Origin of the sequence: Methyloversatilis sp. NSM2 (assembly GCF_038066675.1) — a bacterium.
GTDB lineage: Bacteria > Pseudomonadota > Gammaproteobacteria > Burkholderiales > Rhodocyclaceae > Methyloversatilis > Methyloversatilis discipulorum_A.
This window is the reverse complement of the sequence record NZ_JBBUKV010000001.1, coordinates 1,098,008-1,112,100: the sequence shown is the minus strand read 5'-3', so window position 1 is coordinate 1,112,100 and position 14,093 is coordinate 1,098,008. Positions and strand designations below refer to the sequence as shown.

At 62.6% G+C, this 14,093-nt stretch carries 17 protein-coding genes; 10 read left to right on the top strand and 7 right to left on the bottom strand.

Features of this window, described 5'->3' with window-relative positions; all coding sequences use genetic code 11:
• The first annotated feature begins 97 nt into the window (after positions 1-97).
• From bufA2 to WJU27_RS04985, 3 genes are all read left to right on the top strand, one after another.
• Complete coding sequence (bufA2, locus tag WJU27_RS04995; RefSeq protein WP_020164652.1) at positions 98-388, top strand: BufA2 family periplasmic bufferin-type metallophore; 291 nt, start codon at positions 98-100, stop codon at positions 386-388.
• 62 nt (positions 389-450) lie between these two features.
• Positions 451-1,305 carry an MNIO family bufferin maturase gene (gene bufB, locus WJU27_RS04990; RefSeq protein ID WP_341421322.1) on the top strand — a complete coding sequence of 285 codons (855 nt, stop codon included), beginning with the start codon at positions 451-453 and terminating at the stop codon, positions 1,303-1,305.
• Positions 1,302-2,063 carry a DNA-binding domain-containing protein gene (locus tag WJU27_RS04985; protein ID WP_341421321.1) on the top strand — a complete coding sequence of 254 codons (762 nt, stop codon included), beginning with the start codon at positions 1,302-1,304 and terminating at the stop codon, positions 2,061-2,063. The genes bufB and WJU27_RS04985 overlap by 4 nt, the downstream gene beginning before the upstream one ends.
• Before the next feature lies 1 nt (position 2,064).
• Here WJU27_RS04985 and WJU27_RS04980 read toward each other — a convergent pair whose 3' ends face one another.
• Entirely contained in the window at positions 2,065-3,030 is a 966-nt protein-coding gene (locus WJU27_RS04980; RefSeq protein WP_341421320.1) for an NAD(P)H-dependent flavin oxidoreductase, read from the bottom strand.
• 1,100 nt (positions 3,031-4,130) lie between these two features.
• Between WJU27_RS04980 and WJU27_RS04975 the strand changes: the two genes are divergently transcribed.
• The 7 genes from WJU27_RS04975 (at position 4,131) to WJU27_RS04945 (ending at position 8,901) form a co-directional block, all read left to right on the top strand.
• Complete coding sequence (locus tag WJU27_RS04975) at positions 4,131-5,282, top strand: formylglycine-generating enzyme family protein (protein ID WP_341421319.1); 1,152 nt, start codon at positions 4,131-4,133, stop codon at positions 5,280-5,282.
• A gap of 285 nt (positions 5,283-5,567) precedes the next feature.
• On the top strand, positions 5,568-6,266 hold the full coding sequence (locus WJU27_RS04970; RefSeq protein WP_341421318.1) for a PEP-CTERM sorting domain-containing protein: 699 nt from the start codon (positions 5,568-5,570) through the stop codon (positions 6,264-6,266).
• 175 nt (positions 6,267-6,441) lie between these two features.
• Positions 6,442-6,870: a VOC family protein gene (locus tag WJU27_RS04965; RefSeq protein ID WP_341421317.1), complete on the top strand. Its 429-nt coding sequence runs from the start codon at positions 6,442-6,444 to the stop codon at positions 6,868-6,870.
• Positions 6,871-6,922: 52 nt separating this feature from the next.
• Positions 6,923-7,423, top strand: a complete 501-nt coding sequence (locus tag WJU27_RS04960; protein ID WP_341421316.1) for a hypothetical protein — start codon at positions 6,923-6,925, stop codon at positions 7,421-7,423.
• 209 nt (positions 7,424-7,632) lie between these two features.
• Complete coding sequence (locus WJU27_RS04955; RefSeq protein WP_341421315.1) at positions 7,633-8,100, top strand: YciI family protein; 468 nt, start codon at positions 7,633-7,635, stop codon at positions 8,098-8,100.
• A 39-nt stretch (positions 8,101-8,139) separates the two neighbouring features.
• Positions 8,140-8,625, top strand: coding sequence for a VOC family protein (locus WJU27_RS04950; protein WP_341421314.1), 486 nt, complete (start codon positions 8,140-8,142; stop codon positions 8,623-8,625).
• A 63-nt stretch (positions 8,626-8,688) separates the two neighbouring features.
• Positions 8,689-8,901: a hypothetical protein gene (locus WJU27_RS04945; protein ID WP_029143694.1), complete on the top strand. Its 213-nt coding sequence runs from the start codon at positions 8,689-8,691 to the stop codon at positions 8,899-8,901.
• 400 nt (positions 8,902-9,301) lie between these two features.
• Here the strand turns inward: WJU27_RS04945 and WJU27_RS04940 are convergent, their stop codons facing one another.
• From WJU27_RS04940 to WJU27_RS04915, 6 genes are all read right to left on the bottom strand, one after another.
• Positions 9,302-10,945: an electron transfer flavoprotein-ubiquinone oxidoreductase gene (locus tag WJU27_RS04940; protein ID WP_341421313.1), complete on the bottom strand. Its 1,644-nt coding sequence runs from the start codon at positions 10,943-10,945 to the stop codon at positions 9,302-9,304.
• A gap of 128 nt (positions 10,946-11,073) precedes the next feature.
• Positions 11,074-11,937 (bottom strand): SPFH domain-containing protein, encoded by an 864-nt coding sequence (locus tag WJU27_RS04935; protein WP_020164729.1) that lies wholly within the window; start codon positions 11,935-11,937, stop codon positions 11,074-11,076.
• Positions 11,938-11,950: 13 nt separating this feature from the next.
• On the bottom strand, positions 11,951-12,409 hold the full coding sequence (locus WJU27_RS04930) for an NfeD family protein (protein WP_341421312.1): 459 nt from the start codon (positions 12,407-12,409) through the stop codon (positions 11,951-11,953).
• 31 nt (positions 12,410-12,440) lie between these two features.
• Positions 12,441-13,367 carry a histone deacetylase family protein gene (locus WJU27_RS04925; protein WP_020164731.1) on the bottom strand — a complete coding sequence of 309 codons (927 nt, stop codon included), beginning with the start codon at positions 13,365-13,367 and terminating at the stop codon, positions 12,441-12,443.
• A gap of 118 nt (positions 13,368-13,485) precedes the next feature.
• Positions 13,486-13,674 carry a hypothetical protein gene (locus WJU27_RS04920; protein ID WP_020164732.1) on the bottom strand — a complete coding sequence of 63 codons (189 nt, stop codon included), beginning with the start codon at positions 13,672-13,674 and terminating at the stop codon, positions 13,486-13,488.
• Positions 13,675-13,860: 186 nt separating this feature from the next.
• Positions 13,861-14,055, bottom strand: a complete 195-nt coding sequence (locus WJU27_RS04915; RefSeq protein ID WP_019918237.1) for a hypothetical protein — start codon at positions 14,053-14,055, stop codon at positions 13,861-13,863.
• Between the last annotated feature and the right edge of the window lie 38 nt (positions 14,056-14,093).

Here is a 14,093-nt window from a genome sequence, read left to right as displayed (position 1 = left end):
GAGAGCGTAGTGCGCAGTGTCCGGACACCGGCGGCTGTTCTCGCGAATCCGACGCCGGGGAGGTCCCCGGCCGCACACTATCTTTAGGAGAACATTCATGTCCACGTCCCGTTTCGGCGCCTCGATCGCCGCCGCCGCTGCCGCCTTTGCCCTGTCGGGCGCCGTTTTCGCCGCTGACGCACCGGCCGGCAGCAAGGGCGCTGCCGTCGCCGCCGGCGACAAGGTCCACTGCTACGGCCTGCACGCCTGCAAGGGCAACAGCGACTGCGCCACCACCGAGCACAGCTGCAAGGGTCAGAACGCCTGCAAGGGCCACGGCTTCAAGGCCACGTCGGCCAAGGAGTGTCTGGGCCAGGGCGGCACCATCGGCGATCTGGCCGCCAAGTAATTCTTCCAGCGACCGACTGGCGTGGCACGGGGCCTTCGGGCGCCGTGCCGCGCAGCGCGCCCATGACCACGACCGCCCTCACCGCCCCATCGCCCGGCTTCGGCCTGGGTCTGCGCCCGGCCCACTACGCCACGCTGCTCGACGCACGCGCGCCGCTGGACTGGCTGGAAATCATTTCCGAAAACTTCATGGTCGACGGCGGCAAGCCGATGGCCATGCTCGATCGTCTGCGCGCCGACTATCCGATGGCCATGCACGGCGTGGCCCTGTCGATCGGCTCGACCGACGCGCTGGATCGCACCTATCTGAAAAAGCTGAAAGCGCTGGCCGACCGTGTCCAGCCGCTGTGGATTTCCGACCACTTCTGCTGGACCGGCATCGGGGGGCAGAACGCGCATGACCTGCTGCCGCTGCCCTACACCGAAGAAGCGGTACGCCTGCTGGTGCGCAAGATCACCCAGGTGCAGAACGAACTCGGACGCCGGCTGGTGCTGGAGAACGTGTCCAGCTATCTGGGCTATGCGGTGTCCGACATGACGGAGTGGGATTTCATCCGCGCCGTCGCCGACGAAGCCGACTGCCTGCTGCTGCTCGACGTGAACAACGTCTATGTCAGCAGCGTCAATCACGGCTTCGATCCGGTTCACTATCTGGCCGGTCTGCCGGCCGCGCGCGTGCAGCAGATCCATCTGGCCGGCCACTCGACGCACGATGACCACCTGGTCGACACGCACGACCAGCCGGTGTGCGAGGAAGTGTGGGCGCTGTACGACATCGCCTGCGGCATGTTCGGCGAGGTGGCCACCATGATCGAGCGCGACGACAACATTCCGGCGCTGCACGAACTGCTGAACGAACTGGCGCGCGCCCGCCGCATCGCGGTGCGCGCCGAAACGATCACGCGGGAGGCGGCATGAACGCTCTGGCCGCCCTGCAGCACGAATTCATGCGCTATCTGCACGAGGCGCCGAACGCCTTCGTCGACACGCTGGCCGCGAGCGAGGGCCTGGCGCCGGCCGCCCGTGCCCACATCTATCGCAATGCCTACCGCGTGCGGCTGCTCGACACGCTGAAGGACAGCTTCGACAAGACCTGGGCCTGGCTCGGCGACGACGCCTTCGAGGACGCCGGGCTGCGCTACATCGCCGACCATCCGCCGACGCAGTTCAGCCTGCGCCCCTTTGGTGACCGCTACGCCGACTGGCTGCACGGCGCCTGGCCCGCCGACCCGGAAGTGGCCGAACTGGCGCGGCTGGACTGGGCGATGCGCAACGCCTTCGACGGCGCCGACGCACAGCCGCTCGATGGCGCCGCACTCGCGGGCTTGAGCGACGAGGACTGGACGACTGTCGTGTTCAGCCTGCACCCGACCGCACAGATGCTGCGCGTGCAGCGCAATACGCTGGATCTGTGGCACGCGATGGACCGCGGCGACACGCCGCCGGCCGTCGTCGACCTGGCGCAGCCGGTGACGGTGCTGGTCTGGCGCAAGGGTGTGCAGCCGCATTTCCGCTCGATCGACGCGGCAGAGGCCGGCATGCTGAACGCCCTGCTGTGCGGCACGCCTTTCGCCGCCGCATGCGAAACCGTCGAGTCGGACGACGCGCAGGCCCTGATCGGTGGCTGGCTCGCGCGCTGGCTGGAAGACGGCCTGCTCTGCGCCGACCCGCGCTGAATCAGCTCGCCTTCTCTGCCGCGCTCTTCAGCGCGGCGCGGCACTCATCCACCATGCGCGCGATCAGCTCGGCGCAGCTCGGAATGTCGCGGATCAGCCCGATCACCTGACCGGCGGTGATCACGCCGCCATCCACCTCACCCTGCGCCAGCGCCGCCGCACCGCGCGCGCCGCTGACCAGCGGCCGGATGTCGTCGAAGGTGCAGCCGCGGCTTTCCGCCTCGACCACCGCGTCCGACACCGCGTTGCGGAACACGCGCGCCGTGTTGTGCAGGCTGCGCAGGATGAGCCGCGTGTCGCGCTCGCTCGCATTCACCAGCGTCTGCTTGATGCTGTCGTGAATCGGCGCCTCCTTCGTCACGCAGAAGCGCGTGCCCATGTTCACGCCCTCGGCGCCCAGCGCCAGCGCTGCCGCCATGCCACGGCCGTCGCCGATGCCGCCGGACGCAATCACCGGAATGTCCAGCGCCTGCGCCGCGATCGGAATCAGCACCAGGCCCGGCACGTCGTCCTCACCCGGGTGACCGGCGCACTCGAAACCGTCGATGCTCACGATATCCACGCCCTTCTTCTGCGCCGACAGCGCATGCCGCACCGCCACGCACTTGTGGATGATCGTCGCCCCGCGCGCCTTCGCCTTGGCGATGAAGGCCTCCGGATTGTTGCCCGCCGTTTCGATGATGCGGATGCCCGCATCCAGCATCGCGTCGAGATAGGCCTCGTAAGGCGGCGGCTTGATCGCCGGCAGGATGGTCAGATTCACGCCGAAAGGCTGGTCCGTCATGTCGCGACAGCGCGCAATCTCCGCCGTCAGCGCCTCAGGCGTCGGCTGCGTCAGCGCGGTAAGAATGCCCAGTCCGCCGGCATTCGACACCGCAGAAGCCAGCTCCGCCCGCCCCACCCACATCATCCCGCCCTGAACGATGGGGTAGCGGATGCCCAGAAGTTCGGTGATGCGCGTTTTCATGCCGTGTATCCGGTGACGGGGAACAGGGGTGTGATGATGCGCCAGCGGGGTGGAGACAGGGCGTTTCAAACGGCGTGAACGGGTGCTCACCGGGCACTTGCGCCGGAGTTGCCTGAGGGGGACATGGAGTTGGCCTGGGTGCCGATGCATCCGCCGAAAGGTCGATTGCCGTGTAACACCGCAGATGAGAGGCTCAGATAAACGAAAGCCCGCTGCAACATCCTGAATGTACGAATGAATCGATTGCGTGGTTCGCTGGAATATCACGCAGCGTTCTGATATATCACGCAGTCCTGGCGTATTCATCACTTTAGGCACTTGATGAACAATATTTCGAGGAGGAAGAGTGAGTAGAATTGAACCACGCAAGACCGTTGCAACCAGCAAGGCGGACAACGTTCGAAGCATGAGCGCCCATCGAGGGCTATGCGTTTTCTACAGCTTGCTTGGCTTCGCGTTCATCGTGCTCTTTGGGAGCGAATCGAAAGGAATGTCTATTGTTGGACCGGCCCTTCTGCTTCTAGCTATCGGCTTCGTACATGGAGCAATTGCATTCGGAGCGGCACGATCAGCTCCCTGGGCACGGATTTCTTGAATGGTCGTTGGCTGTTTGATGTTGCTTGGTTTTCCCATCGGAACTCTCATTGGGGTGTATCTCCTTGCAAACCTCAAGTGGCCCAAACAACAGGCCCTGTGAAGTGGCTCAGAGATGTCGAGGTCTGGTGAATGGCCGCGACACCTAACGTGGCGCGTGCAAGGAGTTTTCTGCGAACGGCGCCATAGTAACTTGTAAAATGGGGACAGACCACGTTTCTAGAAATCTGAATCTCTACTGGGTCGATATAATCGTGGTCTGCCACCGTTTCTACTTGACCCCTGTGTCCACTTACATCACCCCGTCCGCAGTCGCCCGGATCAGCCAATAAGCGGGCAAGTGCGAGGGCCGATTAACAAAATTCGTCCGATCCGGCTTGCTGGGTGTTCACGACGAGAGGGGGCTCGGCTTCGGAAATCACGCAGGCTGCTTCGCTCATACAATAAACCGCCACATCTTCAAGCAACCAATTCGCTCACTTGCCCCTAACCCTCCACGACAGATCATGAATCTAAAACGAGTTATAATTGTCGCATTTGCATCAACGCTATCTGCTTGCGGAACGCTTTACCCTGGTTCCGACCCCAAAATCATGGCGGAAGCCATTGAGGAAAAGAATAAATTGCTTGAGGCCGTTATATCCGAATGGGCTCCAGAGCGAGCCAAAAAATTCGACACCTGGAAATTATCTCACGAGAATAGTGAATCATTGATCCGTAGCTTAGAGTTAGAAACTAGAGAAGGCTCTATTTCGGAGAATTCGCCTACATCCGAAGAGAGCGTCGTCTACTCTAATCTGTCGAGAATTGAAATTTGGGATGGGTCGTATGCGCCGTTGATGATCGCCGTCCCTGGTGGAGAATTTTCGATCGGAGGCACTGACAAATTGGCCTTTGACCGCGAAGCACCTCGTCGAAAAATCAAGTTATCTCGGCCATTCTTTGTTTCGAAATACCCCATCACCGTCGGCGAATTCGCATACTTCGCTCGAGAAACGGGGTACAAATCCGAAACCGGAATAAAGGGCTGTTTATACAACTACTTCATGTGGCAGATTGGCGCGGAACATGGGTGGGCATATCCTGGTTACGCTCAATCTTTCGACTATCCGGCGGTGTGCATTAACAAGCATGACGCCACCGCATATGCTGCATGGCTTAGCGAGAAGACGAAGCAGGCCTATCGATTGCTAACGGAGTCCGAGTATGAGTGGGCCGCTAGCGGCGGGCGTGACAGTGTATATCCATGGGGCGATGAATTTGAAAATGGTAAAGCGAATTGCTCTGTGCGTGGCACCGAGGGCGTTAAACCCGTTGGGTCGTATGAGCCCAACGGGTTCGGTCTCTACGACATGGTCGGTGGGCCGATGACTTTCGTGGCGGATTGCTACACAGAGGACTATACGGTCTTGCCATCTGACGGCCGTGCAGTCACATCAGGGAAACCAGCTGGGGGGTTAGTCGGCCGATTGACGGGAACAGATAAACCGAACGAATGTTTGAGTTCGATGCGGGGGGGAAGCTGGTGGGTAATTGGCGTTTCCAGATATGAGTTATACGACTGTACAAATGCACTTCGCGTGTCTCATCGAGGCTTCGGCAACATTAATAGCCGAAATTTCGCCGTTGGCCTTCGGCTGGCTCGCGAGATTCCTTGAACCATAAGCGCCCCTCTCGATGTCTGGCGCAAGTATGCAGACCGTGTATAGCGCGTTAGGGGAACACCGATTTAAGACGATGCCAAGAAAATAGGGGGCAGATCCCGTTTTTCGATGAATAGAAACCTGTGATTTTACGCCCTTGCCTCTATTCTTCAGATATCACGGTACGTACACCCTTTACCAAGAGAACAATAGGGGATAGACCACGATTTCAGTGATCTGAATTCCTAAAAGATCGGCAAAATTGCACCCCCTCTTTTTAACTTTTTATTGAGGATTGTTTTGAGAAAGCTTTCCGCCACGCTCGCCCTATCGCTCTTGGGCATCTCTTTTGCAGCCTCGACTAACGCGGCCCTCATAACACGGGACTTCGCTGCGGGCTCAGGTGATGCTCTGCTCACCTATGATTCCGATACCGGTTTGGAATGGCTCGACACTACGATTACCGACGGTCGCTCCTTCACCGAAGTAAAAGCCGGCTGGGGCGGATGGACCACGTCGTCAGGATTTCGCTATGCGACCATGGCTGAATTGCGAGGGCTTTTTGTTTCTGCCGGTGTGACGCCAAACTTTTCCTACGACACGTATTCGCCCCCCAGCGATGTCACCTATGTAGATCGGATCATTGACCTGACGCGTCTTTTGGGCCCGACTTTTATCCACGAGGATGAAGGTTCTCCTCTGCAGCGGCGAAGTGTCATGGGCTTCGTTGCAGACGATTACAGCGACAACCCGGACTATGCGGGTTTTGGTCGTTATGCGGACATAGGCTTCTATCAATTGGGATGGACAACGTACGCATGGGCACGGGACGGAAGTTCGACACAGGTGCAGCGCTCGGGCCAGTATGGAGAGCTCGGTAGCTTCCTTGTTCGAGAGTCTGTAATCACTCCCGTACCCGAGCCGAAAACCCTCGCGCTGTCAGGCTTGGCACTTCTGGCCTTGTTGGCAGTGCGCCGCAACCAAGAGGCGGTCAAATGACCAACGAGTAGCTCCCCGCTGGAGCACCGCGAATGGTGTCATAGGGGCAATAATTGGGGGCCGAGAACGTTATCAGTTCGCAGACATCGGTTTCATCCTCGACATTCCAGATCATTGCGAACGACGCAACAGGCGCCGAGTTTCGTCATTCAGCGCCGCAACCCGGAGCCCATCGATGGAAACGCAGGAACTACACCGCGGCCGCCTGATCGATCACATCCAGCTCGTCGTCAGCGATCTGGCGGCCAGCAAGGCCTTCTATGAGGCTGTTCTCGGCGCCCTGAACATTCCCCTCGGCGGCTCGGCGGATGACTACTTCTGGGCGGACGAGCTGTTCATCTCGACGGCAACAAGCGTTGCGGCGCAAGGCAAGGTCACCGGTCGCTGTCACCTGGCGTTCCAGGCACAGGATCGGGCGATGGTGGATGCGTTCTACGCGGCCGCGCTGGCGCGTGGCGGCAAGGACAACGGGGCACCGGGAGAGCGGCCCTATCACCCCGGCTACTACGCGGCCTTTGTGCTCGATCCGGATGGCAACAACATCGAAGCGGTCTATCACGGCGAAGCGACACGATCATGCGCTTCCGTCCGCATCACGTTTTAGTGGAACGCGCCTTGGCTGCCATCGTGGGAGCTGCAACGTCTAGGAGATATTCATGACTATCGCCAGACTTGTCAGTACCGCGAAATCGATCAGTTGGTATTTGGGCTTTGCTGGTCTTTCTTTTTTTCTTCTGTATTGGCCTGCATCAAACCTCTATTGGAGCACCGCCATTGGCCTTTTCAAGCTGCACAAATTGTCGCCCAGTGACACTTTTGCTCTTTGGAATCCTGGTGTTCTCGCCATGCTTATGGTTTTCCTGACGCCGCTCTGGGTATTCGCCATAAAAGGCATCTACTATGCAGCGATCACATTATCCATTCTATCGCTCCGTCCTTATCTGATCCTGCTTTCAGTTGTCGCATGGCTTTCCGCGAAAGGATTCATTCCGCACGGTCACATTGTGTGGAAGAGAATCGAAACGGGTGGCGTTGTTTTTTCATTAACAGAAGCCATCAACTGGAAGTTTCCTTTCCTTTATTCAGCCCTTTGCGTTCTGGTTGCCATAAAGTATTTTACGACCGGAACTGATTCCAACCGGGAACGCCACGGCTAGCCAAATTCCAATAAGTACCAATAAGGGACAGACCACATTTTCCCGCTGAGGAAAGCGAATCCGAATCCGGGGCTAACGGTTCGTCGTCTGTCATGCGTTGAAAGTCCGTTGCGAGTTGGCACTCAGCCCTCTGGCAGGCTGCCCTGTCGATCCGCCAGCCCATCGTTCGTCGTACCCATCCCTACCCCACTCTGAATGGAGATCAGGCGATGCGATTCATCATCACGGCGCAGTCCGATGCAGCGAGCACGCCATCCGACGCATCGGCGGAGTTCGATGCCGAGCTGTTCAAGGCCTACATGCGCTTCAACGAAGAGATGCACACGGCGGGTGTGCTGATCGCGTCCGAGGGTCTGAATCCGGCGGCGCAAGGCGCGCGGATTGCTGTTGCGGACGGCAAACGCTATCTCGTCGATGGTCCGTTCGCGGAGTCCAAGGAGCTGGTGGGTGGCTTCTACATCATCGAAGTCCCCTCGCTCGACGACGCCATACAGTGGGCGCTGCGCGCGCCGTCGGGCCTCGGCACGGACGACATTCTGGAGATCCGGCAGCTGACCGGCTCGGATGATCTGCCCGCTGACCTTCTGCAGCTCATTGAGGAAGCGGCGCCGACCTGGAGTGCGGATACCTGGCAGTCGCAAAGCAGCGGGACGACGAAGCCTGGCGATGCGCGCTGAAGCGCCCCGGATTCCGGACACCTTTGAAGGAGAACGACCATGGTCACACCTGCAAAGAACACCGTCTGTCTGTGGTTCAACGGCGGCGCCGAGGAGGCGGCACGGTTCTACGCCGCCACCTTTCCCGATTCCCTCGTTGGTAATGTGTATCGCGCGCCGGCAGACTATCCGTCCGGCAAGGAAGGCGATGTGCTGACGGTGGAATTCACGGTCATGGGCATCCCCTGCCTCGGGCTGAACGGCGGGCCGGCCTTCCCGCAGACCGAGGCGTTCTCGTTTCAGGTGGCGACGGCGGATCAAGCGGAAACCGACAGGCTGTGGCATGCCATCGTCAGCAACGGCGGCCAGGAGAGCGCCTGCGGCTGGTGCCGGGACCGCTGGGGCCTGTCGTGGCAGATCACGCCGGTGGCGCTGATGAACGCCATCGCCCACCCCGACCCGGCAACGGCGAAGCGGGCGTTCGAGGCGATGATGGGCATGACTAAGATTGATATCGCGGCGATCGAGGCAGCGGTGCGGGGGTAAGCGGCCGGCGGCGGTTCAAGTGCGGTGAGGTAGGCGGGATAAGCAGACAGGGAGAGAACGACCATGAAGTGGATGCTGGTGATCATCGTGATGAACTCGCCGGTCAAGACCGATCTGGTCTTCGGCAGCCTTGCGGAGTGTCTGTCGGCGGAAGCGCAGATGCGGCAGGAGTGGGCCGATCATTACGGGCAGGCGAAGAAGGCCGGTGCTGCAGCTGAAACCCTGGGGCTGCTGAGTTCGCAGGTGACCAAGGGGACCTGCATTCCGGCGAAGTGAGGGGTGTTGCGGGTTGCTGGACGGCGGCGCGGCGAGTTGGTGATGTTGAGGTTTTTTGCGGCCGTGTCGGGGTCAGAAGACCCCTCCCACAGGGGCGGTGCGCCTGATCCACGACCAGAGCCTGAGCTGGGGTTCTGTGGAAGGGGTATTCTGACCCCGACAGCGGCGGTGAGCAGAGTGGCGGCGCCGGGTCCCGGCCCAATCGCGGCCAAGGCCGCTCCCACGGGGATCGCGCCCGACCCACGGTCTGAGTCGAGGTTTTCTGGGAGGGGTCTTCTGACCCCGACTGCGGCCTGCGTCGAAGCCAGCGGACGGCGACGGCCGTGTCGCGGCCAAGGCCGCTCCCACAAGGGGGATCGCGTCCGACCCGCGGCCGAGGCCGCTCCCACAGGAAACTGACCTACATGCCGTTGTAGATCGGCCCTTCCCCGCCCTGCGGCGTGACCCAGGTGATGTTCTGCGTCGGGTCCTTGATGTCGCAGGTCTTGCAATGCACGCAGTTCTGCGCGTTGATCTGCAGACGTGGGCCGGTCTGCTCGCGGACGATTTCGTAGACGCCGGCCGGGCAGTAGCGCTGCTCGGGCGCGTCGTAGGCGGCGAGGTTGACGGTGATCGGTACGCCGGCGTCGGCCAGCCGCAGGTGACAGGGCTGGTCCTCTTCGTGGTTGGTGCTCGACAGGAAGACCGATGACAGGCGGTCGAAGGTGAGCACGCCGTCCGGTTTCGGGTATTCGATCGGCGTACAGCTGGCGGCCGGCTGCAGTGAGGTGTGGTCGGCGGTGTTGCGCAGCGTCCACGGCACGGCGCCCTTGAACAGCAGCTGTTCGGCGCCGTACAGGAAGGCGCCCAGCCACAGGCCTTTCTTCATGTAGGGCTTGAAGTTGCGGGTGCGGTAGAGCTCGTCGCGCAGCCAGCTGATGCGGAATTTCTCCGGGTAGGCGGCGAGCGCGTCCTGCGCGCGCCCGGCGGCAATCGCCTCGACCGCGGCGTCGGCGGCCAGCATGCCGCTCTTGATCGCGGCGTGGCTGCCCTTGATGCGCGCGGCATTGAGGAAGCCGGCGTCATCGCCGATCAGCGCACCGCCCGGGAACACCAGCTTGGGCAGGCTCTGCAGGCCGCCGGCGGTGATCGCCCGCGCACCGTACGACAGGCGCTGCCCGCCTTCGATGTGAGTGCGGATGGCCGGGTGGGTCTTGTAGCGCTGGAATTCCTCGAACGGCGACAGGTGCGGGTTGCTGTAGTTGAGCCCGACCACGTAGCCGATGGCGACCAGATTGCCCTTCAGGTGATAGATGAAGCCGCCGCCGTAGGTGGCATTGTCCAGCGGCCAGCCGGCGGTGTGCACGACCAGGCCCGGCTGGCTCTGTGCCGCCGGTACCTCCCACAGTTCCTTCAGACCGAGGCCGTAGGTCTGCGGGTCGACGCCGTCGCGCAGATTGAAGCGCTGTTCGAGCTCCTTGCCCAAGTGGCCGCGGCAGCCTTCGGCGAACAGCGTGTATTTCGCGCGCAGCGCCATGCCCGGCTGGAAGTTCGGCCCCTGCTCACCGTCGCGCGTGAGGCCCATGTCGCCGGTGATGACGCCGGCGACCTTGCCGTCCTCGATCAGCAGCTGGGCGCCGGTGAAGCCGGCGAACACATCGACGCCCAGCGCTTCCGCCTGCTCGCCCAGCCATTTGACGACGTGGCCCAGGCGCACGATGTAGTTGCCGTCGTTGTGGAAGCTCTGCGGCAGCAGCGCGTGCGGCACCGGGCGCGCACCGGTTTCCGACAGGAAGAGCATGCGGTCTTCGGTGACCGGCGTGTCGAGCGGCGCGCCCTGAGAGGCCCAGTCGGGCAGCAATTCGGTCAGCGCGCGCGGGTCCATCACCGCGCCGGACAGGATGTGGGCGCCGACCTCGGCCGCCTTCTCGATCACGCACACCGACAGTTCGATGCCGGCCTGTGCCGCCTGCTGTTTCGCGCGGATCGCCGCCGCCAGCCCGGCCGGGCCGGCACCGACGACCAGCAGGTCGAATTCCATGGACTCGCGTTCGATGTCGCTCATTCGTATTGTCTCGGGTGCGGGAGCGGACAAGGCCGCCTACAGGCCGATTCTCGCCGATCAGGTGCCGGCCCGCGCGTGCGGGCCGGGCATGTCAGGATTCCTGCAGGTTCTGGATGGCCCGCGCGAACTCAGCCCTTGCCGCCGGCGCGCGCGAAGATGCCGGCCACGGCGTCCTGCAGGTCGGCCGGCAGCACGACCACCTTGGCGTTCGGCGATTCGCCCAGCTTGTTCAGCGCGGCGATGTACTTCTCGCCGAGCAGATACATCATCGGCAGCTGCTGCTCGCCCAGCGATGCGGTGACGCGACGGATCGATTCCGCGCTCGCCTCGGCCAGCGTGACCTGGGCGGCGGCATCGCGCTTGGCCGACTCCAGCCGCGCTTCGGCTTCGAGAATCATCGACTGCTTCTGACCTTCGGAGCGCGTCACCATGGCCTTGCGCTCGCGCTCGGCGCTGGCCTGCTGTTCCATCGCACGCTGCATCGAGTCGGATGGATTGATGTCCTGGATCTCGACCGACTTCACGGTCAGGCCCCAGTCGATCGCCTCGTCGGCGATGCTCTCGCGCAACCGCACCTTGATCTTGTCGCGGCTGGAAAGCGCCTGATCGAGGTCCATCTCGCCGACGATGGAACGCAGCGTGGTCATGATCAGGTTGCGGATCGCCTCGGAAAAGTCGGTCACGCCATAGACCGCCTTGACCGGGTCGGTCACCTTGATGAAGGCGACCGCATTGGTGCGGATGACCGCGTTGTCGCGGGTGATCACCTCCTGCTCCTGCACGTCGAGGATGATGTCCTTGGTCACCACCTTGTAGGCGACGTCGTCGAGATAGGGAATGATGATGTTGAGGCCGGGCAGCAGCGTGCGCAGGTACTTGCCCATGCGCTGCACCACCCACTCCTCGCCCTGCGGCACCACGCGCAGGCCCTTGGCCAGCGTGACGGCGACGAATACTACCAATGCAATGACGACGATCAGTCCGGAACTCATGGGCAATCCTCCCTCAGGTTTTGTTGATGTTCGTGCGCCCGACCTTGAGCAGCGAGCCCTCGACCGACAGTACCTTCACCCGCTCGCCGACCGGCAGCGTGTCGTCGGCGATGCAGTCCCATACGTCGGCGCCGAGCAGCGGCTTCTGGAAGCGCACCTGGCCGCGACCGAAGGGGGTGATCTCGTGCACCACCAGACCCACCTCGCCGAGCACGTCACCGGCCGACATGCCGGAGTGCGTGCGGTGCTGGTCGGCGCGGAAGACGCGGAACCACGCAAAAACCAGCACGCAGGACAGCACCGCCCACAACGCGAGCTGCAGCGTCAGCGACAGTGTGGGCACCGCCCACAGCAGCAGACCGATGCCGATCGCGGCAACGCCGAACCACAGCACCACCATGCCGGGCACGGCCAGCTCGATCACCAGCAGTGCAAGACCGGCGACCAGCCAGTGCCACCATTGAATATCCATATTGAAAGTCCGCAGTGAATGCCGGCGCAGTCTAGACGCTGCAGTCGCCGAGCGCCATCAGGTGAGCGGCCACCGCCGGGCCGATGGCCGGCAGACCGTAGCCGCCTTCCAGCGTCGACACGATGCGCCCCTGCGCCGACGCCTCGGCGATGTCGCGCAGTTCGTGCGTGATCCAGCGATAGTCGGCGGCTTCGAGTTCGATATTGGCCAACGGGTCGTCGCGCAGCGCGTCGAAGCCGGCGGAAATCAGCACCAGCTGCGGCCGGAAGGCGCGCAGCTTCGGCAGCGCGACCTCTTTCCAGTGCCGGCGGAAGGCGTCCGAGCCCTCGCCCGCCGCCATGCGCAGCGGAATGTAGCCCGCTCGCTCGGGAAACTCGCCGCGCGGGTAATACGGGTGCTGGAAGCTGTCGGCCATCAGCACGCGCGGCTCGCGCCTGAACATCAGTTCGGTGCCGTTGCCGCGGTGCACGTCGAAATCTGCGATGGCGACGCGCTCGATGCCGTGCGTCGCCAGCGCGTGCGCGGCGCCGACCGCGACGTTGCCGTAGATGCAGAAGCCCATCGCGTCCCCCGGCTTCGCGTGGTGGCCGGGCGGGCGTGTCGCGCAGAAGACCGCCTTCGCTCGCCCGCTCATGACCAGATCGACGCCCTGCACGACGGCGCCGGCGGCGCGCGACGCGGCGGCGAGCGAGCCGGGCGACATCACGGTGTCGCTCTCCAGCTTGTAGGTGCCGGTCTTGGGCGCCACTCGCTCGACTTCGTCGAGATAGGCGGCGTTGTGCACGCGTTCAAGCTGGGCGCGGGTGACCAGAGGCGCCTCGACGCGCTGCCACTTGCGCGTGACGCCGGTGCGCTCGAGTTCGGCGAGCACGGTCTGCAGCCGGGCCGGCGATTCGGGGTGACGGTCGCCCGGACGGTGGTCCAGACAGTCGGGATGGGAAATCAGTACGCAGTCCATGGCCGCAGTGTAGGCGGCCTCGGCGTCGGCGTGGCGCGCCGGGCACGCACAAAAAAACGGGAGCCGCAGTGCGGCCCCCGTCGGTACGAAGGATCCGGGGCTCATCCAGCCCCGGACCTCACTTCTTCTGCGCGGCCTTCTTCTTTTCGTAATTGACCATTTCGTCCGGCGTGATGTGGCCGTCACGGTCGACGTCCATCGCCACCCAGTCGCGCGCCAGCTCGGGTTTGTCGGCCTTCGCGTCGGCAGCGTGGGCGCCGGCGCTCATCACGGCGCAGGCTGCAAAAACAAGACTGAACTTCTTCATTGCCATCTCCTGTCGTCGGTTATGGGGTGCATCGTTGCGGCAATACTTAGCGCGCAAATCGAATGCCCCGCATAGAGGCGGAAGCACGCCCCGCAGTTCCGTCCGACGACAGGCTCTTACGTGTTTTTGCGCTTGGAAAAGTTTTGAAAAATGGGGAGGTGCCGGACTGCAGCCGGCACCGTCCGCTCACTTCTTGGCGTCGGCGCGCTTCTTTTCCCAGGCGACCATTTCGTCCGGCGTGATGTAGCCATCCTTGTTGGCGTCCATCTCGACCCAGTCGCGGGCCAGTTCGGGCTTGTCCGACGACGGCTTCTTCGCGTCGGCGGCGAAGACCGGTGCGGCAAGCAGGGCCAGCGTGCAGATCAGGGCAGTTTTCTTCATGGCTTTCTCCTCGGTGACGTGCCGCTCGAACGGCGACA

Excerpts from the sequence above, each read along its gene's own strand:
- bufA2 (WP_020164652.1), top strand. The coding sequence starts at position 98 with ATGTCCACGTCCCGTTTCGGCGCCTCGATCGCCGCCGCCGCTGCCGCC.
- bufB (WP_341421322.1), top strand. The coding sequence starts at position 451 with ATGACCACGACCGCCCTCACCGCCCCATCGCCCGGCTTCGGCCTGGGT.
- WJU27_RS04985 (WP_341421321.1), top strand. The coding sequence starts at position 1,302 with ATGAACGCTCTGGCCGCCCTGCAGCACGAATTCATGCGCTATCTGCAC.
- WJU27_RS04980 (WP_341421320.1), bottom strand. The coding sequence starts at position 3,030 with ATGAAAACGCGCATCACCGAACTTCTGGGCATCCGCTACCCCATCGTT.
- WJU27_RS04975 (WP_341421319.1), top strand. The coding sequence starts at position 4,131 with ATGAATCTAAAACGAGTTATAATTGTCGCATTTGCATCAACGCTATCT.
- WJU27_RS04965 (WP_341421317.1), top strand. The coding sequence starts at position 6,442 with ATGGAAACGCAGGAACTACACCGCGGCCGCCTGATCGATCACATCCAG.
- WJU27_RS04960 (WP_341421316.1), top strand. The coding sequence starts at position 6,923 with ATGACTATCGCCAGACTTGTCAGTACCGCGAAATCGATCAGTTGGTAT.
- WJU27_RS04955 (WP_341421315.1), top strand. The coding sequence starts at position 7,633 with ATGCGATTCATCATCACGGCGCAGTCCGATGCAGCGAGCACGCCATCC.
- WJU27_RS04950 (WP_341421314.1), top strand. The coding sequence starts at position 8,140 with ATGGTCACACCTGCAAAGAACACCGTCTGTCTGTGGTTCAACGGCGGC.
- WJU27_RS04945 (WP_029143694.1), top strand. The coding sequence starts at position 8,689 with ATGAAGTGGATGCTGGTGATCATCGTGATGAACTCGCCGGTCAAGACC.
- WJU27_RS04940 (WP_341421313.1), bottom strand. The coding sequence starts at position 10,945 with ATGAGCGACATCGAACGCGAGTCCATGGAATTCGACCTGCTGGTCGTC.
- WJU27_RS04935 (WP_020164729.1), bottom strand. The coding sequence starts at position 11,937 with ATGAGTTCCGGACTGATCGTCGTCATTGCATTGGTAGTATTCGTCGCC.
- WJU27_RS04930 (WP_341421312.1), bottom strand. The coding sequence starts at position 12,409 with ATGGATATTCAATGGTGGCACTGGCTGGTCGCCGGTCTTGCACTGCTG.
- WJU27_RS04925 (WP_020164731.1), bottom strand. The coding sequence starts at position 13,367 with ATGGACTGCGTACTGATTTCCCATCCCGACTGTCTGGACCACCGTCCG.
- WJU27_RS04920 (WP_020164732.1), bottom strand. The coding sequence starts at position 13,674 with ATGAAGAAGTTCAGTCTTGTTTTTGCAGCCTGCGCCGTGATGAGCGCC.
- WJU27_RS04915 (WP_019918237.1), bottom strand. The coding sequence starts at position 14,055 with ATGAAGAAAACTGCCCTGATCTGCACGCTGGCCCTGCTTGCCGCACCG.